This is a genomic window from Aquimarina atlantica (assembly GCF_000626715.1).
Lineage (GTDB): Bacteria > Bacteroidota > Bacteroidia > Flavobacteriales > Flavobacteriaceae > Aquimarina > Aquimarina atlantica.
Genome location: NZ_AQRA01000002.1, coordinates 520,545 through 543,517 on the forward strand (window position 1 = coordinate 520,545; position 22,973 = coordinate 543,517).

General features: G+C 30.8%; 21 protein-coding genes and 1 tRNA gene. 11 read left to right on the forward strand and 11 right to left on the reverse strand.

Translation table 11 applies throughout. From position 1 onward, the window contains the following. The 4 genes from ATO12_RS06715 to ATO12_RS06730 all read right to left on the reverse strand — a co-directional run bounded on the left by ATO12_RS06715 (nucleotide 1) and on the right by ATO12_RS06730 (nucleotide 2,600). On the reverse strand, nucleotides 1-441 hold the full coding sequence (locus ATO12_RS06715) for a GNAT family N-acetyltransferase (protein WP_034240551.1): 441 nt from the start codon (nucleotides 439-441) through the stop codon (nucleotides 1-3). Nucleotides 442-452: 11 nt separating this feature from the next. Continuing rightward, complete coding sequence (locus ATO12_RS06720) at nucleotides 453-1,370, reverse strand: cation diffusion facilitator family transporter (protein WP_034240342.1); 918 nt, start codon at nucleotides 1,368-1,370, stop codon at nucleotides 453-455. 3 nt (nucleotides 1,371-1,373) lie between these two features. Next, nucleotides 1,374-1,808, reverse strand: coding sequence for a ribose 5-phosphate isomerase B (gene rpiB, locus ATO12_RS06725; protein ID WP_034240344.1), 435 nt, complete (start codon nucleotides 1,806-1,808; stop codon nucleotides 1,374-1,376). A gap of 552 nt (nucleotides 1,809-2,360) precedes the next feature. Next, the gene (locus tag ATO12_RS06730; protein ID WP_034240345.1) at nucleotides 2,361-2,600 is read right to left on the reverse strand and encodes a hypothetical protein; all 240 of its coding nucleotides are present in this window, start codon (nucleotides 2,598-2,600) and stop codon (nucleotides 2,361-2,363) included. A 547-nt stretch (nucleotides 2,601-3,147) separates the two neighbouring features. Here ATO12_RS06730 and rnr point away from each other — a divergent pair. From rnr to ATO12_RS06750, 3 genes are all read left to right on the forward strand, one after another. After that, entirely contained in the window at nucleotides 3,148-5,349 is a 2,202-nt protein-coding gene (gene rnr, locus ATO12_RS06740; protein WP_034240353.1) for a ribonuclease R, read from the forward strand. A gap of 68 nt (nucleotides 5,350-5,417) precedes the next feature. Then, nucleotides 5,418-6,095 (forward strand): head GIN domain-containing protein, encoded by a 678-nt coding sequence (locus tag ATO12_RS06745; protein ID WP_034240354.1) that lies wholly within the window; start codon nucleotides 5,418-5,420, stop codon nucleotides 6,093-6,095. A gap of 37 nt (nucleotides 6,096-6,132) precedes the next feature. Next, nucleotides 6,133-6,828: a LysE family translocator gene (locus ATO12_RS06750; RefSeq protein WP_034240356.1), complete on the forward strand. Its 696-nt coding sequence runs from the start codon at nucleotides 6,133-6,135 to the stop codon at nucleotides 6,826-6,828. Nucleotides 6,829-6,858: 30 nt separating this feature from the next. Here ATO12_RS06750 and ATO12_RS06755 read toward each other — a convergent pair. Both ATO12_RS06755 and folB read right to left on the reverse strand, forming a co-directional pair. Continuing rightward, nucleotides 6,859-6,929 (reverse strand) — tRNA-Cys (locus tag ATO12_RS06755). A 95-nt stretch (nucleotides 6,930-7,024) separates the two neighbouring features. Beyond that, entirely contained in the window at nucleotides 7,025-7,381 is a 357-nt protein-coding gene (folB, locus tag ATO12_RS06760) for a dihydroneopterin aldolase (RefSeq protein ID WP_034240358.1), read from the reverse strand. Nucleotides 7,382-7,542: 161 nt separating this feature from the next. On the opposite strand from folB, the gene ATO12_RS06765 reads away from it, so the two are divergent. Then, nucleotides 7,543-9,585, forward strand: coding sequence for a glutamine--tRNA ligase/YqeY domain fusion protein (locus ATO12_RS06765; RefSeq protein ID WP_034240361.1), 2,043 nt, complete (start codon nucleotides 7,543-7,545; stop codon nucleotides 9,583-9,585). Between the two features lie 53 nt (nucleotides 9,586-9,638). Here the strand turns inward: ATO12_RS06765 and ATO12_RS06770 are convergent, their stop codons facing one another. The 5 genes from ATO12_RS06770 to ATO12_RS06785 form a co-directional block, all read right to left on the reverse strand. After that, entirely contained in the window at nucleotides 9,639-10,148 is a 510-nt protein-coding gene (locus tag ATO12_RS06770; RefSeq protein WP_034240365.1) for a hypothetical protein, read from the reverse strand. A gap of 282 nt (nucleotides 10,149-10,430) precedes the next feature. Beyond that, nucleotides 10,431-11,375, reverse strand: a complete 945-nt coding sequence (locus ATO12_RS06775; protein ID WP_034240367.1) for an SPFH domain-containing protein — start codon at nucleotides 11,373-11,375, stop codon at nucleotides 10,431-10,433. Between the two features lie 70 nt (nucleotides 11,376-11,445). Beyond that, nucleotides 11,446-11,613, reverse strand: a complete 168-nt coding sequence (locus ATO12_RS25655; protein WP_117590006.1) for a DUF4177 domain-containing protein — start codon at nucleotides 11,611-11,613, stop codon at nucleotides 11,446-11,448. A gap of 130 nt (nucleotides 11,614-11,743) precedes the next feature. Then, nucleotides 11,744-13,255 carry a glutamate--tRNA ligase gene (gene gltX / locus ATO12_RS06780; protein WP_034240368.1) on the reverse strand — a complete coding sequence of 504 codons (1,512 nt, stop codon included), beginning with the start codon at nucleotides 13,253-13,255 and terminating at the stop codon, nucleotides 11,744-11,746. A gap of 112 nt (nucleotides 13,256-13,367) precedes the next feature. Then, the gene (locus tag ATO12_RS06785; protein ID WP_034240370.1) at nucleotides 13,368-14,408 is read right to left on the reverse strand and encodes an alkane 1-monooxygenase; all 1,041 of its coding nucleotides are present in this window, start codon (nucleotides 14,406-14,408) and stop codon (nucleotides 13,368-13,370) included. A 101-nt stretch (nucleotides 14,409-14,509) separates the two neighbouring features. On the opposite strand from ATO12_RS06785, the gene ATO12_RS06790 reads away from it, so the two are divergent. The 7 genes from ATO12_RS06790 to ATO12_RS06820 all read left to right on the forward strand — a co-directional run bounded on the left by ATO12_RS06790 (nucleotide 14,510) and on the right by ATO12_RS06820 (nucleotide 22,953). Continuing rightward, on the forward strand, nucleotides 14,510-17,899 hold the full coding sequence (locus ATO12_RS06790; protein WP_034240374.1) for a DUF4175 family protein: 3,390 nt from the start codon (nucleotides 14,510-14,512) through the stop codon (nucleotides 17,897-17,899). Next, entirely contained in the window at nucleotides 17,892-18,311 is a 420-nt protein-coding gene (gene ybeY, locus ATO12_RS06795; RefSeq protein WP_034240376.1) for an rRNA maturation RNase YbeY, read from the forward strand. The genes ATO12_RS06790 and ybeY overlap by 8 nt, the downstream gene beginning before the upstream one ends. 98 nt (nucleotides 18,312-18,409) lie before the next feature. Next, nucleotides 18,410-20,281 (forward strand): tRNA uridine-5-carboxymethylaminomethyl(34) synthesis enzyme MnmG, encoded by a 1,872-nt coding sequence (gene mnmG / locus ATO12_RS06800; RefSeq protein WP_034240377.1) that lies wholly within the window; start codon nucleotides 18,410-18,412, stop codon nucleotides 20,279-20,281. Between the two features lie 44 nt (nucleotides 20,282-20,325). Further along, nucleotides 20,326-20,757 (forward strand): hypothetical protein, encoded by a 432-nt coding sequence (locus tag ATO12_RS06805; RefSeq protein ID WP_131248784.1) that lies wholly within the window; start codon nucleotides 20,326-20,328, stop codon nucleotides 20,755-20,757. An 80-nt stretch (nucleotides 20,758-20,837) separates the two neighbouring features. Continuing rightward, nucleotides 20,838-21,323 (forward strand): hypothetical protein, encoded by a 486-nt coding sequence (locus ATO12_RS06810; RefSeq protein ID WP_131248785.1) that lies wholly within the window; start codon nucleotides 20,838-20,840, stop codon nucleotides 21,321-21,323. 18 nt (nucleotides 21,324-21,341) lie between these two features. After that, the gene (locus ATO12_RS06815; protein WP_034240384.1) at nucleotides 21,342-22,193 is read left to right on the forward strand and encodes a class I SAM-dependent methyltransferase; all 852 of its coding nucleotides are present in this window, start codon (nucleotides 21,342-21,344) and stop codon (nucleotides 22,191-22,193) included. Nucleotides 22,194-22,422: 229 nt separating this feature from the next. Further along, on the forward strand, nucleotides 22,423-22,953 hold the full coding sequence (locus tag ATO12_RS06820; RefSeq protein ID WP_034240386.1) for an OmpH family outer membrane protein: 531 nt from the start codon (nucleotides 22,423-22,425) through the stop codon (nucleotides 22,951-22,953). The last annotated feature ends 20 nt before the right edge of the window (nucleotides 22,954-22,973 follow it).

Below are 22,973 nucleotides of genomic sequence, written 5' to 3' on the forward strand. Positions count from 1 at the left end.
TTATTCTCTAATCATACCAATATGAGGAATGCCATCTTCGAGGTACTCCTCTCCTATTTGCTTAAAACCATGGGTTTTATAGAATTTTTTTAAATAGGTTTGGGCAGATATTTTAATCGCTTTAGTTTTAAAATATGTTTCTATAGCACTCACACATTCTTTAATTAGTTGGTGACCATATCCATACTGCCTTTCCTTTTTTGGTATGACTACTCTTCCAAAACTAGCTTCCTTAAAATAATCACCCGCATCGAATAATCGTGTATAGGCAACAATTTCTTTGTCTTTATATCCTATTACGTGAAGTGCTTTTTGATCTTTATCGTCAATATCTTGATAAATACACTCCTGCTCTACTATAAAGACCTCTGCGCGTAAGCGCAAAATTTTATATACTTCTAATGCAGAGAGTTCGTCAAAACGTTTAACTTTAAATTTGATATTCATATTTTTTAATCCTGTACAATAATATCTTTACTATCCTTATTTCCATATTCTGGCTGTAGCGTAACATGGTTGATTTTAAATTCTTTATAAAGTATATTTTCAATAGTGCTAAGTGTTTCTCCAAATTCTGAAACTAAAATATCACTATCAAAATCTACATGCGCTTCTAAGTGTGTTTCATCTTCGTTAAGTTGCCACACATGTATGTGGTGTATACTTTTAACTTTTGGCAAAGCATTAATTATTCTTACTATTTCTTTTAACTCGATAGTATCGGGAGTATATAACATTAATACTTTGAATGATTTTTTTAAGAGATCATAACCTACAATAATCAGATAGATTGCAATTACAAAAGTTAACAGACTATCTACCCAAAATAGTTTATAAAACTTCATTAACAATCCCCCTATCAAAACCGCAAAAGATGCCATTAAGTCGGTTACCAGGTGTAAATATGCAGATCTCATATTCATATTTACCTTGCTATCTCTTCTTAAAAGTAAGACGCTTAGTCCATTTCCAAAAATTGCTACTACAGAAAGTATAATTACAACACGTGCACTTATTTCTTGTGGATTTAGTAATCGTTCTATGGCTTCAAACACAAGAATAAATGCTATTATAACTAATGAAATGGCATTTATAAATGCTGCCATTATTTCTGCTCTTTTAAAACCAAAAGTTCTTTTAATAGAAGCTTTTCTTTTTGCTAATCGATTAGCAAAAAAACTAACTATTAAAGAGAGTACATCACTAAAATTATGCAGTGCATCTGATAATAGAGAAAGGCTACCAGATATCAAACCACCAGCTACCTGCGCAGCTGTAATTGCAATATTTAAGAGAATAGAAAATAATAAATTACGCCCAGTAAGTTTATCATGAGAATATGAATGGTTATGGGCGTGAATTTTTACCATAGACTAAATACACATTGGTATCTTATGTACTCTATTTAAATGTCTGCCTCCTTCAAATTTTGTTGCTAAGAATGTTTTTACCATTTCAACAGCTTGAGGTAAGGATGTAAATCTTGCAGGAATGCATATGATATTAGCATCATTATGAAGTCTGGTTAATTCTGTAATTTCTTTTGTCCAGCATAGTCCAGCTCTAACATTATTGTATTTATTAGCTGTCATAGCAACACCATTTCCACTTCCGCAGACTAAAATTCCAAAATTAACTTTTTCAGTGTTTACATCTTTTGCTACAGGATGTACAAAATCTGGATAATCAACACTATTATTTTCATTAGTGCCATAGTTAGTAATTTCGATACCTTCAGATTCTAAATATTCTGCAATTGCAAATTTGTATTCAGTTCCTGCGTGATCATTTCCAATAGCTATTTTCATTTTTTTGTTCGTTTCATTAGTTAAGCAAAGATAATTTAATCTAAAAAAAGTAAACTCCAAAAAACCAATAATTTAACCCAATATTACGGTAATGTTAATAACTCATAACCTTCTGTTAACACTGAATGTGAATAAACAGTTCTTAAAATTCATAAAGTTTTTTTGGTAGTTTTAATTTTTATTAGAATACAAGTGTAATACGAAGAAATCAAAATTTTAAACCCTATTTTTTTGGTTAAGTTTTCAAATATTAAGTCAATGTTATGAACTACGGTTTTACCGTAATAATATTAAAAATTTAAGCTGTTGATTAACTATTAACAGTTGTTAATTAAATTTCATTTTTAGAACATTTTCAAGCAATTAGAATAATGATATCCTGTTCATATATATTTTAAAATTCAGTTTAACTTAAAAAACAAATAAAAATTAAAAAAGTTATACCGCTATCCACACTATATAATAATCATCATTATTAATTTTAAATTTTAAAAAAAGAAAAAGATATATTTAATATATGTTGAAAACTATAAAGAAAATATGAATACTGGTTTATACAATTCTAAGATGTGAATTTGTGTTAAGATCACTTATGATCTGAAGTACTTTGTTTTTGTCTCTCTTATGAACTTTTAGATTAATACCTCCTAATGCGTTTGAGTAGAAAGGAAAAACACCGACCATTGTTTCATTTTCGAAGAAATAAGAAATACCTTCTTGATCTAGAAGTAGCTTAAGTATAGCATACTCAAAAGGATATGTATATGTTTTAATAGTAATAAAATCTTTCATTTCTTAAAATTATTCTTTGATAATCTTATTTCTACAAGATACAAAATAAGCGTAACAATCAAATTGATACGAATCAAAATGAATATCAACTTCTCTTAGATTGATAATTAATTTTTTACTCTAAAAAATTAATTGATTTGACTGGCTTCACGATCGGTTTTTACAGAACTATTTATTTCTGATCCTTCTAAAGTATCTTTTTTATGATCGATTGTATTATTAATGTATAAGGTAAACGAATATATGCCCAATAGAAATATGAGTATGAAGAGTAATATGATTTTATGTATTTTTTTGATTTTGTGCATATCCAATTAAATAGTAAACGGATAAAATCTAATCCTAGTGTACTAAAATTAAGTAAATTTTAAGAAAAATAACTGTATTTATATACTTTTTTTTGATGTAATATCTTGATTTACAGATAATGGATTTTAGGGCTATTTGATGATAATACGATTTACGTATTAATAAAAGTTTAAAGTTAAAATTATAGATGTTAAAAGATAAGCTGTACTTTTATCATAAATATATAGAATAGACATTAATGAAAAGAAAGAGTAGAAGAAGAAAAAAGAAGTCACCTAAAATAGAGAATATTACCCAGGAAATACTTAAAATATTAAAAGCTGAATCAAATAAAAGTTTTAATTATAAGCAAATCGCATCAAAACTAGGAGTAGATGATGCGAGTAGTAGAAACCAGATTATAAAAAAATTATCTCAGCTCGCTGCTAAGAAACAGATAGAAGAAATAGATAGAGGAAAATTTAAAATCATACCCAATATTAATACCTATACAGGTATTTTAGAGATCACTTCAAAAGGCACGGGATATGTAATTGTAAAAGATCTTGAAGATGATATTTTTATCCCAAATAATAATCTTAATAAAGCGTTAAACGGAGATGAGGTAGAGGTTTATGTGTATCGTAGAAAACGAAGAGGAAAGAGCGAAGGAGAGATCTCGAGGATTATTTCTCGCAAAAGGAGTGAGTTTGTTGGTGTAATAGATATTCAAAAGAATTATGCCTTTGTAAATATGCAAGACGGCAAAATGTATACTGATATTTTTATACCTAAGAATAAAATAGCCGATGCTGAGAATGGAGACAAAGTATTAGTAAAACTAGAAGATTGGCCAGAAAAAGCAGACTCACCTTTTGGAAAAGTAGTTAAAGTATTAGGAAAACCAGGAGAGCACAATACCGAGATACACGCTATTTTGGCTCAGTATGGTCTGCCTTATGAGTTTACTGAGGAAGTCGAGAATTATGCTAACACTTTAGATACATCTATTCAGGAATCAGAAATCAAGAATCGTAGGGATATGAGAAAAATTCTTACGTTTACCATTGATCCTAAAGATGCCAAAGATTTTGATGATGCATTATCATTTCAGGTTTTAGAAAATGGTAATTATGAAATAGGAATTCATATTGCAGATGTATCACATTATGTAAAACCAGGAACAATACTCGATGATGAAGCTTATGAAAGAGCAACATCTGTATACCTGGTAGATAGAGTAGTACCTATGCTACCCGAGGTTTTATCTAATAATGCCTGTTCCTTAAGACCAAATGAAGAGAAATATACATTTTCTGCAGTATTTGAATTAAATGATAAAGCAGAAATTAAAAATCAATGGTTTGGAAGAACGGTAACCTATTCTGATGCAAGATTTGCATATGAAGAAGCGCAACATATCATAGAAACTCGAGATAATGTAATTCCGGCAGAAATTTCGCTTACCAGAAAAGAATACAAGGCCGATCAAAAAATAACCGAAGCAATACTCAAATTAGATGAGCTTGCCAAAATTATGCGAGGTAAACGAATGGGTGAGGGAGCTATTTCTTTTGATAAAGTAGAAGTGAAATTTAGTCTAAACGAAAATAACGAACCGGTAGGAGTGTTTTTTAAGACTTCTAAAGACGCTAATAAACTTATTGAAGAGTTTATGTTACTAGCTAATAAAAAGGTCGCAGAATTCATAGGAAAGCAAAATCCTAAAAAAACATTTATTTACAGGGTTCATGATGAACCTAATGACGAAAAATTAGCAGCACTACAAAATATTATCGGAAGATTTGGATATAAATTAGATCTTAGAGATCGAAAAACCACTACCAAATCGTTAAATGGGTTATTAAAAGATGTTCAAGGTAAAAAAGAACAAAATTTAGTTGATACTTTAGCTATACGTAGTATGAGTAAGGCAGAATATACTACTCATAATATTGGTCATTATGGATTAGCATTTAATTATTATTCACACTTTACTTCGCCAATACGAAGATATCCAGATGTTATGGCACACCGTTTGTTACAGCATTATCTGGATAAAGGAAAATCTGTTGCAGAAGATGAATATGAAGAAAAATGTAATCATAGTAGCAGTATGGAAAATCTAGCTGCTAGTGCAGAACGTGATTCTATAAAATTTATGCAGATAAAGTTTATGAAAGATCATGAGGATGAACAGTTTTTAGGAGTCATCTCTGGAGTTACCGAGTGGGGGATTTATGTAGAAATTATTAATAATAAATGCGAAGGTATGATTCGTCTGCGAGACATGAGTGATGATCATTATGTTTTTGATCAAGATGAATATGCCATTATAGGAGAACAAACCAAAAAAGTATACCAATTAGGAGATGAGGTATATGTAAAAGTAAAAAATGCTGATCTTATAAAAAGACACTTAGATTTTACCTTGTTAGGGAACAAGGAAGAAATAGAATAATCAAGAAATTAGTGTCGTTTATTTTTTTGTAAGATCAGAGTTGAAATATAAATCTTAAAAACAGGGCGATGAAAAAATTGATATTTCTTTTTATGTTTTTATGGGTTGCTTTAGGGCAAGCACAAGAAGACGTTAAAACTAAAAATCTAGATTATTTTACAGAAGTAAAAGTTTTTGATAAAATAAAAGTAACTCTTGTTAAAAGTGATAAACATAAAGTTATAATCACTGGTTATAAGAGATATGACGTAGAAATTATTCAAGAAGGTCTTATTTTAAAAATTAGAATGTCTTTAGATAATCTATGGGATAAAAGTAATACCGAAGTTTTGGTTCATTATGAGGAACTTAGAAAAATTGATGCTAATGAAGGATCAACAGTAGAAGTAAAAGATATTCTTGACAGAAATAAACTTGATCTTAGGGCTCAGGAAGGAGCTGTTATACAAGCAAAAGCTGAAACAGAAACAGTATTTGTTAAAGCGGTTACAGGCGGAGAAGTACATTTAGAAGGTATAGCTAAAGAACAGGAAGTTGTTATTAATTCTGGAGGAAAGTATTATGGTAGTGAATTTGAAACAAAAAAAACACAAGTAAAAATTAGTGCTGGCGGAGTGGCAGAAGTAAATGCCAAAGATTATGTCAAAGCAAATACTAATGCAGGAGGAACTATAAGAATTTATGGGGATCCGAAACAAAAGGATACTAAAAAATTTTTAGGCGGAAAAATTGTTGAAGTTAACTAAGTAGTTTTTAACTTTGTAATAAATACGCTTAGACCCTATGCTTCAAGATGCTCAAGCAGCTATACCATTAGGTTTTTTATTAGCCTTTCTAATTGGACCCGTTTTTTTTGTACTTCTGGAAACAGCAGCTATTAAAGGGTTTAGAGCAGCTTTAGCTGTAGATCTAGGAGTTATCTTTGCAGATATAGTATTTATTCTTATTGCTTATTTTAGTACCAATCAGATTTTAGAAAAAATAAAAGATGATCCTGCATTATTTATATTTGGTGGGATGCTGCTTTCTACATATGGTGTAATTTCTTTTATTCAGGAAAGAAAGAACTATAACAAACTTAGAGATACTACGGTAGAAATTATCAATAAACATAACTATCTTATGTTATTTATAAAAGGGTTTTTACTCAATTTTATAAATATTGGAGTATTAGGATTTTGGTTAAGTGTTATTATTGTTATAGGACCACAGTTAGATATGAATACCAATAGAATTCTACGTTTTTTTGCTATGGTTTTAGGTACATATCTTTTTATTGATTTCTTTAAAATGCTGCTAGCAAAGAGATTGAAAAGAAAATTAACTCCAAAAAGAACCTATATCATCAAAAGAGTCATTAGTATTATTATGATTGTATTTGGTGTATTTCTTATTTTAAAAGGTGTTTTACCAGATACAATGGAGAAACGAATTCAGGATGAAATTGAAAAAATAACACCAGAATCCAGATTTAAATAAAAAATCCTGCACGTAAGTACAGGATTTTTGAGGTGTCGAGCGGATTCGAACCGCTGTAGATGGTGTTGCAGACCACTGCCTAGCCACTCGGCCACGACACCCAATTTTTGGTTGGAAGGCAAATGTAAAAAAATTTATGATTACTTCTTAAATGATTTTACAATAAAACGCTTTTCATACAATTTTAACACTATAGTTATCGTTTTTTGCTTCTTGTTATAGTAACCATTTCTACATTTCCGCCAATAGGTGGATTAATTTTTGAAACATCTACAATAACTTTATCAACTAATGGTAATTCATTTAATATACGAACTAAAATTCGCTCTGCTGCATGTTCTAATAATTTAGAACGAATAGCCATCTCTTCTTTTACAATATGATTAAGATGAACGTAGTCTACAGTTTCTGCTAAACGATCAGATATTGCAGACTTTGATAAATTGGCCTTAATCTTTAGATCTACTCTGTAGTCAGACCCTATTTTTTTTTCTTCTACAAGGCATCCATGATAAGCATAAACCTTGATATTTTTTAACTTTATTAGTCCCACGGGGTTTTTAAGCAAATGTAAAAATAATCTTTATGATTTGAGTAGGGAGAATACCCCTTTTCTAATGAATTTTGATATTAATAAAATAATTGCATTAAAGATTTTTATACAATAGCAAGGCAGGATTAGAATTTGTAGTTTTGTGTTTTATTAGATTACAGATGTCAGAAGAAAAAAAACCGCTTAATTTTATAGAGCATATTGTAGAGGAGGACCTTACAACAGGTATGAGTAAAGAAGATTTACGTTTTCGTTTCCCTCCAGAACCCAATGGGTATTTGCATATAGGACATACCAAAGCAATAGGTATTAGTTTTGGTCTTGGTCTAAGGTATAATGCACCGGTAAACCTACGTTTTGATGATACTAATCCTGCCAAAGAAGAACAGGAATATGTAGATGCAATTAAAGAAGATATAACATGGTTAGGATATCAATGGGATAAAGAATGTTATTCGTCTGACTATTTTCAGCAATTATATGATTGGACGGTTCAACTTATTAAGGATGGTAAAGCTTATGTAGATTCTCAATCTGCAGAAACTATTGCTTCTCAAAAAGGAACTACCACAGAATCAGGAACCAATAGCCCATACAGAGATCGTTCTGTTGAAGAAAATTTAGAGCTTTTTCAGAAAATGAAAGAAGGTAAGTTTGATGAAGGTGATCATGTGGTGAGAGCAAAGATTGATATGGCCGATCCAAATATGCTAATGCGAGATCCTTTGATGTATAGAATATTAAAAAAATCTCATCACAGAACAGGAGATGATTGGTGCATTTATCCAATGTATGACTGGACACATGGTGAAAGTGATTATATAGAAAACATCTCACATTCTTTATGTTCGTTAGAGTTTAAACCACATAGAAAGTTATATGACTGGTTTCTTGATCAAGTATACAGTACGAATATACGCCCCAAACAAAGGGAGTTTGCAAGACTTAATTTAAGTTATACAATCATGAGTAAGCGCAAGCTACTCAGGTTAGTAGAAGAAGGAGTAGTGTCTGGATGGGATGATCCCAGAATGCCTACAATCTCGGCATTAAGAAGACGTGGATATACTCCAACATCAATACGAAAGTTTGTTGAAACTGTAGGAGTTGCAAAACGTGAAAATGTAATTGATGTATCATTATTAGAGTTCTGTGTACGAGAGGATCTTAATAAAACTGCGCCAAGAGTAATGGCTGTTTTAGATCCTGTTAAACTTGTTATCACTAATTATCCAAAAGGAAAAGAAGAGTGGCTAGAAGCAGAAAACAACCCAGAAGATGAAGCCGCAGGTTCTAGAAAAGTACCATTTTCTGGCGAATTGTACATCGAAAGAGAAGATTTTAAAGAAGAAGCAGGAAGAAAGTTTTTTAGGTTAACTTTAGGAAAAGAAGTACGCCTTAAAAATGCATATATCATTAAAGGGGAACAAGTGATAAAAGATGCCGAAGGAAATATTACAGAAATTCAATGTACATATGATCCAAAAAGTAAATCGGGGAGTGGTACCGAAGAATCAAAACGTAATGTAAAAGGTACATTACATTGGGTATCAATACGTCATGCTATTGCTTCAGAGGTTAGAATTTATGATCGATTGTTTAGTGATGAAGCTCCAGATGGTCATAAAGACAAAGATTTTGTCGAGTTTTTAAACCCAGATTCTTTAAAAATAATAACAGGTTATGTAGAACCTGGTCTAAAAGATGCTAAACCATTAGATCAGTTTCAGTTTCAAAGATTAGGGTATTTTAATGTGGATAGTGATAGTACTTCTGGTGCATTGGTATTTAATAAAACTGTGGGTTTACGAGATACCTGGGCAAAAGTAAAACCAGTTTCAACACATCAAAATATTAAAAAACAACCGCAGAATCAGCAAAAAGGAATCCCTCCAATCGAAGAAATAAAAAGAGCAGGGAAGAAGTATACAAATGTACCAGATACTAAAAGAGCAGGGCTTAAAATCAAAATTATAGAAGCTGCCAAAAATATAGAACTAGAGGAACTTGTACCACTTTATGAAACGGCTGTAAAAAAGGCGGGAACTCGTATTGCTACTATGATTGCCTTGAGTGAAATCCTTAAAAATAAAGGAATTCAACCTGATCAGTTAGCAAAAGATTTTGTTACCAAAGCTCTTGAAGATAAGAACGAATTATTGCAATCAGAAGCCAAAGAAGTTGCTTCTAGCTATGATATATAAAAAAGAACTTGTAGATACAGAAAATACTTTTGTATCTATGAGTTTTTTAATTTTTAGTTATCTGCAATATGCTCATCTAAAGGAATTTCGATATCTGTTTTAAAATCAGGAAAGAGTTTTTTGGTTTGAGGATCATCTAGAAGTTTATTAGATTCTACAAAATACCATTGAGATTTTTTCTTGTTATAAAAACCAAATAATGAACTTTTTAAAGTAATTAATCTACCATTAAAGTCCATTTTTACTGTGTTTTTAACTAAACAGTGATATTCCTTGTTTTCTTTTTTTATCTCGGTTACTTCATCTATTTCAGAACTAAGGATTTTTATTTTTTGAGCATCCATGGTTCTGTAAATTTCATCCATTGTATCCATTAATTGTTTTTCTCCATAAGCTTTGTAAATTTCTGGATGAGTATATTTAAGTATGGTACTTAAATTTCTATCCATCGATGCTTTAGAAGTTGCTTTTGCATCTCGTAATGCAAATTCTTTAAGTGTATTTATATCTTGACAAAAAACACTTCCGGAAATGAAAATGAAAATAAATAAAAAGTTTTTCATGGGGGACAATTTTTCTTAAAGATACTAATTTTTTGTAGTATAAAGAATTCTTATGATTTTTAAGAAACCATTATTTTTTCTTATTAAAAATGGATTGATATAAAAGGACGTAAGAGAAGAAAAAAAAGGGGTGATATAATCTTATCACTTTTATACGTTGGTTGTATAAAAACACCTTATTTTAAGTTTTTGAGAAAAATAGTAATAGTTTTGAATCATTAGAGAAAAAATAAACCCGATCATAAAACTTGACCGGGTTTATAGATTAAAATTATGTTTTTATTATTTGTTATCTGTTTTTTTTCCAAGACCTTTTTTAGCATTTTGCTTTTTCATTTCTTCTCCTATTTGGTTCGAAGCAGTAAATGATGCAATCATATTATTTAACATATCACTTCCAGCTTGTGGAGAATTAGGTAGTAAAATTAAATTACTGTTGGTTTCTTCTCCAATAGATTGTAAAGTATCATAGTGTTGTGTCACTACAATTAGTGCAGAAGCTTCCTGAGAATTAATCCCTACATTATTTAAAACATCAACACTCTCTTCTAGACCTCTGGCAATTTCTCTACGTTGATCTGCAATACCTTGCCCTTGTAATCTTTTACTTTCAGCTTCAGCACGCGCTTTTGCGACAATTTTAATTCTTTCAGCTTCAGCTTCATATTCTGCAGCAACCTTTTCACGTTCGGCTGCATTAATTCTGTTCATAGCTTCTTTAACCTGTAAATCCGGATCAATATCGGTCACTAAAGTTTTAATGATATCATATCCATAATTTACCATGGCTTCATTAAGTTCTTGTTTTACTGCTATAGCAATATCATCTTTACGTTCAAAAACATCATCTAGTTTCATTTTTGGCACTTCGGCACGAACCACATCAAAAACATAAGATGTAATTTGATCGTGTGGATTTTCTAATTTATAGAAAGCATCATATACTTTGTCTTTAATAACTTGAAATTGAACAGATATTTTAAGACGAACAAATACATCATCTTTTGTTTTGGTTTCGACAAGAACATCAAGTTGTTGTATTTTTAGATTGATTCGTCCAGCAATTCGATCAAAAACCGGAATTTTAAAATGTAATCCTGAGTTTCTTATACTTAAAAACTTACCAAATCGCTCAACGACAGCAGAAGTTTGTTGTTTTACGGTAAATATCCCAGAAAATAGAATGATAAACCCGAAAATTACTATTGGAATTAAAAATAGCCCCATTGTTTTATATATTAAGAGTTAAAAGTTTTTCTGAAAATCAATGTACTAATAAATTGTAAATGATTGATTGTTATTTTGAAAATGTTATCATAGCAATATACGTATTGGCTAAAAAAGAAACGTCAATAACTTCCCAGCCTTCTTTAGAGAACTTATTCATAGTATTTTCTACCTTTTCTCTAAGTTTTACCGAAGACCAATTTTCTGATATACGTACAACTTTATATTGTTTTCCCATGATATAATAATTCTAATGATCTTATACTTTATATGTATAGGATAGGAGGGAAATGTTACAAACTTTTAAAAGCAAAAAACCACTGTTTTATAAAAACAATGGTCTTTTTAATATGTGATATAGATAATAATTAATTTTTCTCTATAGCGTTTTCTATTCTTTTAATAGTTTCTTTTTTACCGATCATAGATGCTATTTGAAATAAATCAGGCCCTTGAAGCGAACCTACTAAAGCAATACGAAGCGGCATCATGACTTTACCAAAACCAATTTCTTTTCCTGTAATCCATCCTTTTACAATAGCAGAAACATTATCTTCTGAGAAATCAGAGATGTCATTTAGTATTCTTGTTAATTCGTGCATTAAACCAGGCGTATCTGATTTCCAGGCTTTTTTAATCGCCTTTTCATCATATTCACTAGGTGATAAAAAATAAAAATGACTAAGACTCCAAAAATCTTTAGTGAATGTAGCCCGTTCTTTTATAGTATTTATAATAACATTGAGATCTAAAGTTGTAGAAATGTTTTTTTCTGATAGAATAGTTTCAAATTGTTGAGATAATATAGTACTATCGATTTTTTGTAACTGTTGCTGTTGAAACCATTTGGTTTTTTCTGGATCAAATTTCGCACCTGCTTTATTAACACGTTTTAGGTCAAATTCTTTAATTAATTCCTGTAAAGAAAATAACTCTTGTTCTGTACCCGGATTCCATCCTAAAAAGGCAAGCATATTAACAACAGCTTCTGGTAAATAGCCATCTTCACGATATCCAGAAGAAATACTTTGAGTTTTTGGATCTACCCATTGCAACGGGAATACCGGAAATCCCATTTTATCGCCATCTCTTTTGCTAAGTTTTCCTTTACCTACAGGCTTTAGAATTAGAGGTAAATGTGCAAAACTTGGGGCTTCCCAACCAAAAGAACGGTACAAAAGAACATGCAGAGCTAGGGACGGTAACCATTCTTCTCCTCGAATCACATGTGTGATTTGCATTAAATGGTCATCAACAATATTAGCAAGATGATATGTGGGCATCCCATCACTTTTAAATAAAATTTTATCATCTAGAATATTGGTGTCAATACTTATATCTCCACGAATTTCATCTGTAAGATGTAAAATTTCATCTTTAGGAGACTTAAACCTGATAACATAAGATTCACCAGAGTTAATTTTTGCAGCTACTTCATCTTCAGATAAGGATAGAGAATTAGTAAGTTTTTCTCTATTATGCCAATTATAAATAAATGTTTTCCCTTTGGCTTCGTGATCTTTTCTATGATTATCAAGAGCTTCTGCAGTATCAAAAGCAAAATATGCATAACCGTCTTTTATTAACTGATCTGCATATTGCTTGTATAAATGTTTGCGTTCACTTTGCCTATATGGGCCAAACCCTCCATCTTTTCCTGGTCCTTCATCGAATGTAATACTACACCAATCCAGTGCTTCTTTGATATAATCTTCGGCTCCGGGAACGTATCTGTTTTGATCGGTGTCTTCTATTCTAAGAACAAAGGTTCCATTATGTTGCTTGGCAAAGAGATAATTAAATAACGCTGTTCTCACACCTCCTATATGTAAGGGTCCGGTAGGACTAGGTGCAAATCGTACCCTAATGTCTTTTGTCATGATTGTGTTTTTTAAACTTTAAAAAGTCTTACAAGTAAGAGGCAAAGATACAATCTTAAATATGCTATGGAAATGATTTTATAGGATAAGCTATGAAATTCTTACTACGTTTTTATGTATTTTTCATTTCACGTGGAACACGTTTATTCATGATCAAAAACCATAGGGGAGGGAATAATGATAACACCATAGATGTAGGATAACCAAAAGGTAATTGAGGACTTTTGTCGTGATGATCTAAAATTTGATATTTTTTTGATGCTCTGTGATGATGATCACTATGTCGCGTTAGTTCATATAACATAATTCTTCCGAGGGTATGATTTGAGTTCCATGAATGAATTTCTCTTACACGTTCATAACGACCAGAGCTGGTTTTTCTTCTTACTAAGCCATAATGCTCGATGTAATTAATGGTTTCAAGCAATAGGAAACCTGTTACACCGCTTAAAAACGCAACTAGCAATCCTAAAAACCCAAAGAAATATGTAACTGTTGTTAAATACAAAAGAGTAATAAAAACATAACAAAGCATATCATTTTTTATAGAGAAGAAAGCCTGATTGTTTTGTTTTAATAATTTCAATTGTATTTTCCAGGCATTTATGTATTGCCGTATAGTCGAAGTTATCCAGAATAAATAAACGGGTTGGTTATATCCTGCTGTAGCTGGATCCTCTTTGGTTGCAACATTTAGGTGATGACCAAAATTATGCTCTATATAAAAATGCATATATAGAGATGGAAGAAGAAGAGCTTTACCTATATACCGTTCGTTTGTAAAACGATGACCTAATTCATGTCCGACATTTATTCCGTTTGATCCCAAAACAATACCTAATGAAATAATAATACCTATAATTTCATATGTATCTAGATTAGATGTGGTGGAAGTAAAAATAGCATAAAATAAAAGGCCATAGACAATAGGAAGGTTAATGTAAAGCATCCAATCGAATACCCTTTTTTTTGATTGTGATATTTTGCGTTTATCATCTACGTTTTGGGTTGAAGAATTTGTGAATAATTCTAGTATAGGAATCAGCCCAAAGGCATATATAGGTGTTAGATAGGTATAAATTCCTTGTAACCAAATACCAATAATTGCCATAAATGGTATTGTGTATGCACAAATATATTTAAGATCTTTCATAACAACTTATGTTCTAGACGATTGAATTATCATAAATATAACAATTCTATTAAAAATAAAATTGTAGATTTAGTGGTTAATGAAAAAGGAAGGTATAAAAGATGGATAATTTTCAGTTCATAAAAAGTAAGTTAGAGCAGTTTACAAGAAAATATTATGTAAACGAACTCATAAAGGGTATTATTCTTTTTTTCGCAATTGGTGTTCTGTATTTTTTAATAACACTGCTTGTTGAGAATTTCTTATGGCTTAGTAGACTAGGAAGAACTATATTGTTTTGGCTTTTTATCGCAGTAGAGTTTGGTTTGTTTGTTAAATTTATACTAGTACCAATTGCTAAATTATTTAAACTTACAAAAGGAATCGATTATGAAAAAGCATCTGGAATAATAGGAAATCATTTTCCTGAAGTTAGTGATAGACTTTTAAACTTGTTACAATTAAGTGAAAATGAAAATTCATCTGCTTTGTTATTAGCAAGTATAGAACAAAAGTCAAATGAACTAAAACCAATTCCTTTTAAGCTTGCTATTAACTTAAAAAAGAACGCTAAATATCTTAAATATGCAGCAATTCCTGTGGCTATATTCCTACTATTATTTGTTTTTAATAAAACGAGATGGATTTCTGATAGTTATAAAAGGGTAGTAAATTATGAAGTTGCTTATGAGCCCCCTGCACCTTTTCAATTTTTTATAGTTAATAAAGATCTAAACGCTTTCGAAAATAAGGATTTTGTTCTTAAAGTTAGAACGGCTGGTGATATCGTTCCTGATAATGCGACAATTTCATATAATGATGAAATTTATTTTTTAAAGAATGTAGGCTTGGGTGAGTTCGAATATAGGTTTATTCAACCAAAAGAATCTTTAGAATTTGTTATAAGTGCCAATGAAGTAAATTCGATTCCACATCGTTTATCGGTTGTTCCAATTCCGGCTTTGCTTAATTTTGAAATGAAATTAGATTACCCAGGATATACTAAGAAAGTAGATGAAATTCTTAAAAGTTCTGGTAACGCAACTATCCCAGAAGGAACAAAAGTTAATTGGATTGTTTATACAAGAAACACAGATAAAGTTGAGTTAAAAACTAAGGATTCTGTTATTCCCTTGACAAAAAATGGAACCGATTTTTCTTACCAAAAACAGGTATATTCTAATTTGGATTATCAAATCACTACCTCTAATCAGAATGTAAAGGATCATGATAATTTAGCGTTTAACCTTAATGTGATTAAAGATCAATATCCAGAGTTAAATTTAAAATCTGAAAAGGATTCTGTAGATAATCAAACTGTTTATTTCTTTGGTAGAGTAAGTGATGATTATGGATTAAGTAAACTACGACTGGTATATTACGATCAGGATAATGCGTCAGATATTAAAATTGAAAATATAGCTATTACTAAAACTGTTTTTGACGAATTTATATATGCTTTTCCTGCGGGAATTGATTTGAATGAAGGGAGCAATTATGAGTTTTATTTTGAGGTTTTTGATAATGATGTGATTCATAATTATAAGAGTACGAAAAGCCAGGTGTTTAATTTTAGGCAACTCACAAAAGAAGAAAAAGAAGATGCTTTGTTGAAAAAACAGAATGAAGCAATTTCTGGGTTAAATAAGTCATTAGACAAGTTTAAAGAACAAGAAGAGGAATTAAAAAGTTTAAGTAAAACGCAGAAAGAGAAAAGAAATTTAGATTTTAATGATAAGAAAAAGCTTGATGATTTCTTGAAAAGACAAAAAGAGCAAGAAAAAATGATGCAGGATTTCTCAAAAAAATTAAAAGATAATCTTGATCAGTTGGAGAATAAGGAAAAAGAAGAACCTTTTAAGAATGCGTTAAAAGAAAGACTAGAAAGAAACGAGGAAAAACTAAAAAAGAATGAAAAACTTTTAGAAGAAATTGAACGTTTGGCAGATAAAATTCAAAAAGAAGAATTAACAAAAAAACTGGAAGAATTAGGTAAAGAAAATAAAAACCTGAAGAAAAATCTGGAACAGTTATTAGAGTTAACTAAGCGATATTATGTGATAGAAAAACATGAAAAATTAGTTAAGGAATTAGAAGATTTGGCCAAAAGACAAGAAGAGTTATCTGAGAAAAAAGAAGAAGAAAACACTAAAGAAAAGCAGGACGAATTAAATAAAGAGTTTGAAAATTTCCAGAAGGAAATGGAAAAACTAAGGAAGGAAAATGATGATTTAAAAAAACCAATGAACCTGGATCAGAAAAAAGGTGATGAGAATGAAATAAAAAAAGAACAGCAAAAAGCAAGCGAAAACTTAGAAAAAGAAAATAAATCTGATGCTAAGAAAAACCAAAAAAGTGCTGCTCAAAAAATGAAGCAGATGAGCAATGGTATGATGATGCAAATGCAAATGGCAGGAGGAGAGCAACAGCAAGAAGACATGGAAATGTTAAGACAGATTTTGGATAATCTCGTTGATTTTTCAATTGGGCAAGAAGGTTTGATGAAGAAGTTTAAGGGCATAGATATTAATAACCCAAGCTATTCGTCTAAGCTAAGAAAGCAAAGTATATTAAGAGAGAATTTTATACATATAGATGATAGCCTTTATGCTTTGGCATTACGTACCCCACAGATTACCGAAATGGTGACACAAAAATTAACCGATATAGAATTTAATATAGATAAGTCATTAGAAAGGTTGGCAGAAAACCAAGTTGTTCAGGGTTCGGCCAATCAACAGTATACTGTAACGGGATCAAATGATTTGGCATATTTACTAAGCAGAACTTTGGATCAGATGCAAAACAGTATGTCGGCATCGGGAAGCAAGGGAAAAAGTGGTTCTAACGAATTTCAATTGCCAGATATTATCAAGAAGCAAGATGAATTAAACAAGAAGATGGAAGAGGGCGCAGAAAAGGGAAAGAAAAAAGGCGATAAAGAAGGAGAACAAAAAGGAGGTAAGCAGGGAGAAAAACAAGGTAAAGATAATAAAGGTGGTGGTAAAAATGGAGATAAAAAAGGAGGGAAAGAAGGAAATAAAAAAGATGGTGATAATAATAATGGTGAGGGAGAATCACAGATGCAGAAGGAAGACATGAATGGCGAATTGTATGAAATATATAAACAACAGCAACAACTTAGAAATGCTTTACAAGATAAGATAAGAAAGGAAGGAAAAGGAAATAAGATAGGAAGTAGTTTGTTGCGTAAGATGGAACAGGTCGAGCAGGAATTATTGGAGAAAGGATTTAATGAAAAAACCTTGTCAAAAATGCTTGATTTAAAGCATGAGTTACTAAAATTGGAGGATGCTACATTAGAACAAGGTGAAGAAGAAAAAAGAGAGAGCAAAACAAATCAAGTACAATTTGGTAATCAAAATTCTCAGCAACTAGAGAAGGCAAAACAATATTTTAATACTACTGAAATATTAAATAGACAAGTATTACCTTTGCGGCAAAACTATAAACAAAAGGTACAAGAGTATTTCAAGAAAGATAATGATTAATTTTTTTTACGAAACGAATATTGAATTGCTGAATGAGGTTGCTTTATCTTCTTGGATAAGTGCAGTTATTTTATCAGAGAATAAGTTAGAGGGAGAAATAAATTTTATCTTATGTGATGATAAGTATCTACTAAAGATTAATCAAGATTTTTTAAATCATGATACCTTTACAGATATAATAAGTTTTGATAATACAATGGGCGACCAACTAAACGGCGATATATTTATTTCTGTAGAAAGAGTAGAAGAGAATGCCCGTGAATTTATGGTTTCGAAGGAGGAAGAAATGCGAAGGGTTTTAATACACGGCATACTGCATTTTTGTGGATACAAGGATAAGCTTGATGAAGAGAAAAAGCTTATGAGACAAAAGGAAAATGAAAAACTATTAATGTTCCACGTGGAACATTAATAAATAAATGATTGCAATAAAGTAGCAGTTGTTCCACGTGGAACAACTGTTTTTGAATAATAAAATTATGTTCCACGTGGAACAGTTGAATAAAAATTATGTTTGATAAGGAGTATGATGTAATAGTGGTTGGTGCTGGTCATGCCGGAAGCGAGGCAGCAGCGTCAGCTGCTAATTTGGGATGTAGCACTTTGCTTATTACAATGAATTTGCAAAACATTGCGCAAATGAGTTGTAACCCTGCTATGGGTGGAATTGCAAAAGGACAAATTGTAAGGGAGATAGATGCGCTTGGTGGGTATAGCGGAATTGTGAGTGACCGTACTGCAATTCAATTTAAGATGTTGAATAAGTCAAAAGGACCTGCGATGTGGAGTCCAAGAGTTCAAAGTGACAGAATGCGTTTTGCAGAGGAGTGGAGATTGCTGTTGGAACAAACTCCTAATTTAGATTTTTACCAAGAAATGGTGAGTGGTCTTCTAGTAGAAAATGGAGAGATAAAAGGAGTTCGAACTTCGTTGGGATTAGAAGTTAAAGCAAAGACAGTCGTGCTAACTAATGGAACATTTCTGAATGGATTAATTCATATCGGAGAGAAACAATTTGGTGGAGGTAGAGCAGGCGAAAAAGCAGCAACCGGGATAACAGAACAATTGATTAATTTTGGTTTTGATGCCGGAAGAATGAAAACAGGAACTCCTCCAAGAGTGGATGGGAGATCTTTAGAATATTCTAAAATGATTGAACAACCAGGAGATGATAATCCAGAGAAATTTAGTTATACAGATTTAACAACACCACTTACTAAACAAAGATCTTGTCATATGACGTATACTTCTTTAGAAGTACATGATTTGTTGCGAGAAGGTTTTGATAGATCTCCAATGTTTAATGGTAGGATTAAAAGTATTGGGCCAAGATATTGTCCGTCTATAGAAGACAAGATTAATAGATTTGCTGATAAAGAGAGACATCAATTATTTGTAGAACCCGAAGGGTGGAACACCGTAGAGGTTTATGTAAACGGGTTTTCTACATCACTACCAGAAGACGTTCAATTTAAAGCTTTAAAATCTGTAGTGGGTTTTGAAAACGTGAAATTTTTTAGACCAGGATATGCTATAGAATATGATTACTTTCCTCCAACACAATTAACACATACTTTGGAAACGAAATTAATTTCCGGATTATTTTTTGCTGGACAGATTAACGGAACAACGGGATATGAAGAAGCAGCATCTCAAGGATTAATGGCAGGAATAAATGCAGCGCTAAAGGTGAAAGAAAAAGAGTCTTTTATTCTCAAAAGAAGTGAAGCTTATATAGGTGTTTTAATAGACGACCTTATAACTAAGGGAACAGAAGAACCGTATCGAATGTTTACTTCTCGTGCAGAGTACAGAACTTTATTAAGACAAGATAATGCAGATTTTAGACTTACACCAAAATCTCATGAGATTGGATTGGCTTCTGATGATCGAATGAGAAGAATGGAAGAGAAGGAAAAAAAGGCAAGCGCTTTTGTTCAGTTTTTTAAAGATACAAGTGTTTCTCCAGAAGAAGCAAATCCTATTTTAGAAGAAAAGAAAACATCACCAATTAACCAGAGTGGAAAAATGTTTAAATTATTTTCTCGACCTCAGATTACTTTAGATGATATAAGACACTTTAAAAAAGTTGCTAGATACATAGAGGAAAATAATTTGGATAAAGAAGTTTTAGAACAAACAGAAATTCAGGTTAAGTATTCTGGCTATATCGAAAAAGAAAAAAACAATGCAGATAAATTAAATCGTCTTGAGGATGTAAAAATCCCTAAGAATTTTGATTACACTAAACTAAAGTCGTTATCTTTTGAAGCGAGAGAGAAAATGTCTAAAATTAAACCGGCAACCGTTTCTCAAGCATCTCGAATTAGTGGAGTTTCACCAAGTGATATTTCTGTGCTTTTGGTGTATATGGGTAGGTGATGGATTACGTCATAATTCGAGAGTCAGAAACCTTAATAGTTAAAGTGTTTTCTTTTATTACAATTGTTGTTTATGCAATGATATCTTTAGTATCTTTTTTAGTTGTCAAGTTACCTGTAATTTTAAGTGTTTTGTTTTTTTGTATTGGTGTTTTTTTTGCTGGTTTTTCTACTGCATATAGAATTACTAAAAACTTTAAAAATGAAAAACTCTTTATTCTTTATCGGTGGGTTTTTTGGAAAACTAAACTTAATTTGGAATTCCCTGACTATATTTCGGTTTTTCATGCTTCATTTATAAGTAGGGATGAGGAAGACGGAAGTGAGTCAAGATTTAAAAAGTGGGTGGTTAGATTTTTTAAAGACAACAGGTTTTTTACAATTTTGGAAGAAAATGACTATGAGAAAGCTTTAGAAAAAGCTAATGAGTTAAGTAAACTTTTAGAGGTAGAAATTTATGATAGATCTAAAGAATAGTTCCACGTGGAACATTTTTGTAAAAAGGTGCTTGTGAATTTTTCTAATTTTAAGATATAAGGAATTTGATGATGAAAAATATGTTTATATTATTTTTTGTTTTATTTTCATTTTATTCGTGTATTACGACACATAAGGTAAGACAGATTGATAATTTTAGAATTGAAACCGAAAACATGTTTAACGAAGAATCGTTTCTTTTTAAACCTAACATGTACCCAGAAGAAGTGAAACGTTCATTACGAAAACAATTTGGTTTAACAAAGGATCAAAATTTATCAGATTTTGATGCAAAACTATTCGATGATTTTGATACCGAATTTAATGTCAAAATAAGTTTTGAAACGGATAGAGAAGTTAGAATAAATTTAGTTAATGATTTAATAAATAGATCGAACAAAGAAGATACCGAAAACGAAATAGGAGATCTTGAAACTTTTGTAAAAATTATCATTGTAGATGCTAGTGGTGATAATTGTCTTTCTACAAAATCGTTGTTTTATAATAAAACCAGATCGTTTTTGATAAGTATAAAAAATAATATGAAAATAGAACCGTTGTTTTAAATTTTTCTATCTATATAAATGAATAAACAAAAAACCTTAGATTTTTTTATCGAATGTAAAGATTATACGGTTTCTGGAGAAAAGTTTCAGTTGCTTTATGATAAAGAGTATGATATGTTAGTTACTTCTCCAAAACCTGATGAAAATGAATTAGGTAAATATTATGAGAGTGAAGATTATATTTCTCATACAGATGCAAAACGATCTCTTTTTGAAAAATTATACCATTTGGTCAAAACGTATTCTTTAAACAAAAAGGTTAAACTTATTTCTACGTTAAATCAGCAACCTGGTGCACTTTTAGATATTGGTGCAGGAACAGGTGATTTTTTGAATGTTGCAAAAAATAAAGGTTGGATGATCGAAGGAGTAGAACCAAATAATCAAGCAAAAGAATTGGCAAAACAAAAAAGAATTGATTTAAAACCAGAAACGGTGAATTTGAATTCAAAAAGTTTTGATGTTATTACCATGTGGCATGTTCTGGAACATATACCAGACTTGCAACTTCAAATCAAAGAATTAAAACGCCTTTTAAAACCAAATGGATTTGTAATTATAGCAGTCCCAAATTTTAAGTCATATGATGCAAAGTGGTATAACTCTTTTTGGGCCGCATATGATGTTCCCAGACATCTTTGGCATTTTTCTAAAACTTCTATCCAAAAAATTTTTGAAAAAGAAAATTTGAAGCTAAAAAAAGTACTCCCTATGAAATTTGATTCATTTTATGTATCACTTTTATCAGAAAAATATAAAAGCGGTAAAATGAACTTTTTGAACGCTTTTTGGGTTGGATTACGCTCTAATCTTAAAGCAAAACGATCTGGCGAGTATTCTTCACATATTTATGTTCTTAAAAACGACTAATTTTTATTTTTAGATACTTTTTTTCTCTTTTTATAACAATCCACACCTATTTGTACCTCTTTTTTTTAAAAAGAGCTTAAAACGCTTTATTTTTGTTTGATTTTAATATAAAAAAACTATTAAAAAGAACTATATTATTGTTTTTTCTTATATATAATTTTTTACGACCATATAATGAATAACATCGCATGAACTTTGATATTTTTGCTCAGAATTAAATTTTTGAAAAATGAAAAAAATAGTATGGGTTGCAAGTGCATTATTAATTTTAGCTTCTTGTAATCAACAAATAGAGAAAACGGGTTATGTAAATAACACCAAAGTTGTTTCTGATTTTAAAGAAATGAAAGCAGCGCAAGAAAAATGGACTAAGCGTAATAACGAAGTACGTGCAGAACTTGAAGAAAAGGCAAAACAATTTCAGATTGAGGTAGAAGGATATAAAAATATTATGAAATCTATGTCTGCTGCCAATAGAGAAAAGAAAGAGCAAGAGTTAATGGTTAAGCAACAAGGCTTACAAAGAGAGCAACAAGCTAAAATGCAAGAGATTCAACAAGGAAGCCAAGCAGAGATAGACTCTATTATAGGCAAAGTGAAGAGTTTTATAGAAGATTATGGTAAGAAAAATGGATATACTTATATTTATGGAGATACAGAAACTAGCAATATCCTATATGGTAAAGAGGAATTAAACCTTACAGATAAGATTCTTACAGCATTAAACGGAGGAGAATCTACTACCGAAACAAAAGAATAGTTTTTCTTTATAAAATATTA

Coding starts and splice junctions, on each gene's coding strand:
- ATO12_RS25655 (WP_117590006.1), bottom strand. CDS start 11,613: ATGGGAAAACAATATAAAGTTGTACGTATATCAGAAAATTGGTCTTCG.
- ATO12_RS06745 (WP_034240354.1), top strand. CDS start 5,418: ATGAAAAAATTGATATTTCTTTTTATGTTTTTATGGGTTGCTTTAGGG.
- ATO12_RS06785 (WP_034240370.1), bottom strand. CDS start 14,408: ATGAAAGATCTTAAATATATTTGTGCATACACAATACCATTTATGGCA.
- ATO12_RS06720 (WP_034240342.1), bottom strand. CDS start 1,370: ATGGTAAAAATTCACGCCCATAACCATTCATATTCTCATGATAAACTT.
- ATO12_RS06765 (WP_034240361.1), top strand. CDS start 7,543: ATGTCAGAAGAAAAAAAACCGCTTAATTTTATAGAGCATATTGTAGAG.
- mnmG (WP_034240377.1), top strand. CDS start 18,410: ATGTTTGATAAGGAGTATGATGTAATAGTGGTTGGTGCTGGTCATGCC.
- gltX (WP_034240368.1), bottom strand. CDS start 13,255: ATGACAAAAGACATTAGGGTACGATTTGCACCTAGTCCTACCGGACCC.
- ATO12_RS06790 (WP_034240374.1), top strand. CDS start 14,510: ATGGATAATTTTCAGTTCATAAAAAGTAAGTTAGAGCAGTTTACAAGA.
- ATO12_RS06770 (WP_034240365.1), bottom strand. CDS start 10,148: ATGAAAAACTTTTTATTTATTTTCATTTTCATTTCCGGAAGTGTTTTT.
- ATO12_RS06815 (WP_034240384.1), top strand. CDS start 21,342: ATGAATAAACAAAAAACCTTAGATTTTTTTATCGAATGTAAAGATTAT.
- ATO12_RS06750 (WP_034240356.1), top strand. CDS start 6,133: ATGCTTCAAGATGCTCAAGCAGCTATACCATTAGGTTTTTTATTAGCC.
- rnr (WP_034240353.1), top strand. CDS start 3,148: ATGAAAAGAAAGAGTAGAAGAAGAAAAAAGAAGTCACCTAAAATAGAG.
- ybeY (WP_034240376.1), top strand. CDS start 17,892: ATGATTAATTTTTTTTACGAAACGAATATTGAATTGCTGAATGAGGTT.
- rpiB (WP_034240344.1), bottom strand. CDS start 1,808: ATGAAAATAGCTATTGGAAATGATCACGCAGGAACTGAATACAAATTT.
- ATO12_RS06775 (WP_034240367.1), bottom strand. CDS start 11,375: ATGGGGCTATTTTTAATTCCAATAGTAATTTTCGGGTTTATCATTCTA.
- ATO12_RS06820 (WP_034240386.1), top strand. CDS start 22,423: ATGAAAAAAATAGTATGGGTTGCAAGTGCATTATTAATTTTAGCTTCT.
- ATO12_RS06810 (WP_131248785.1), top strand. CDS start 20,838: ATGTTTATATTATTTTTTGTTTTATTTTCATTTTATTCGTGTATTACG.
- ATO12_RS06730 (WP_034240345.1), bottom strand. CDS start 2,600: ATGAAAGATTTTATTACTATTAAAACATATACATATCCTTTTGAGTAT.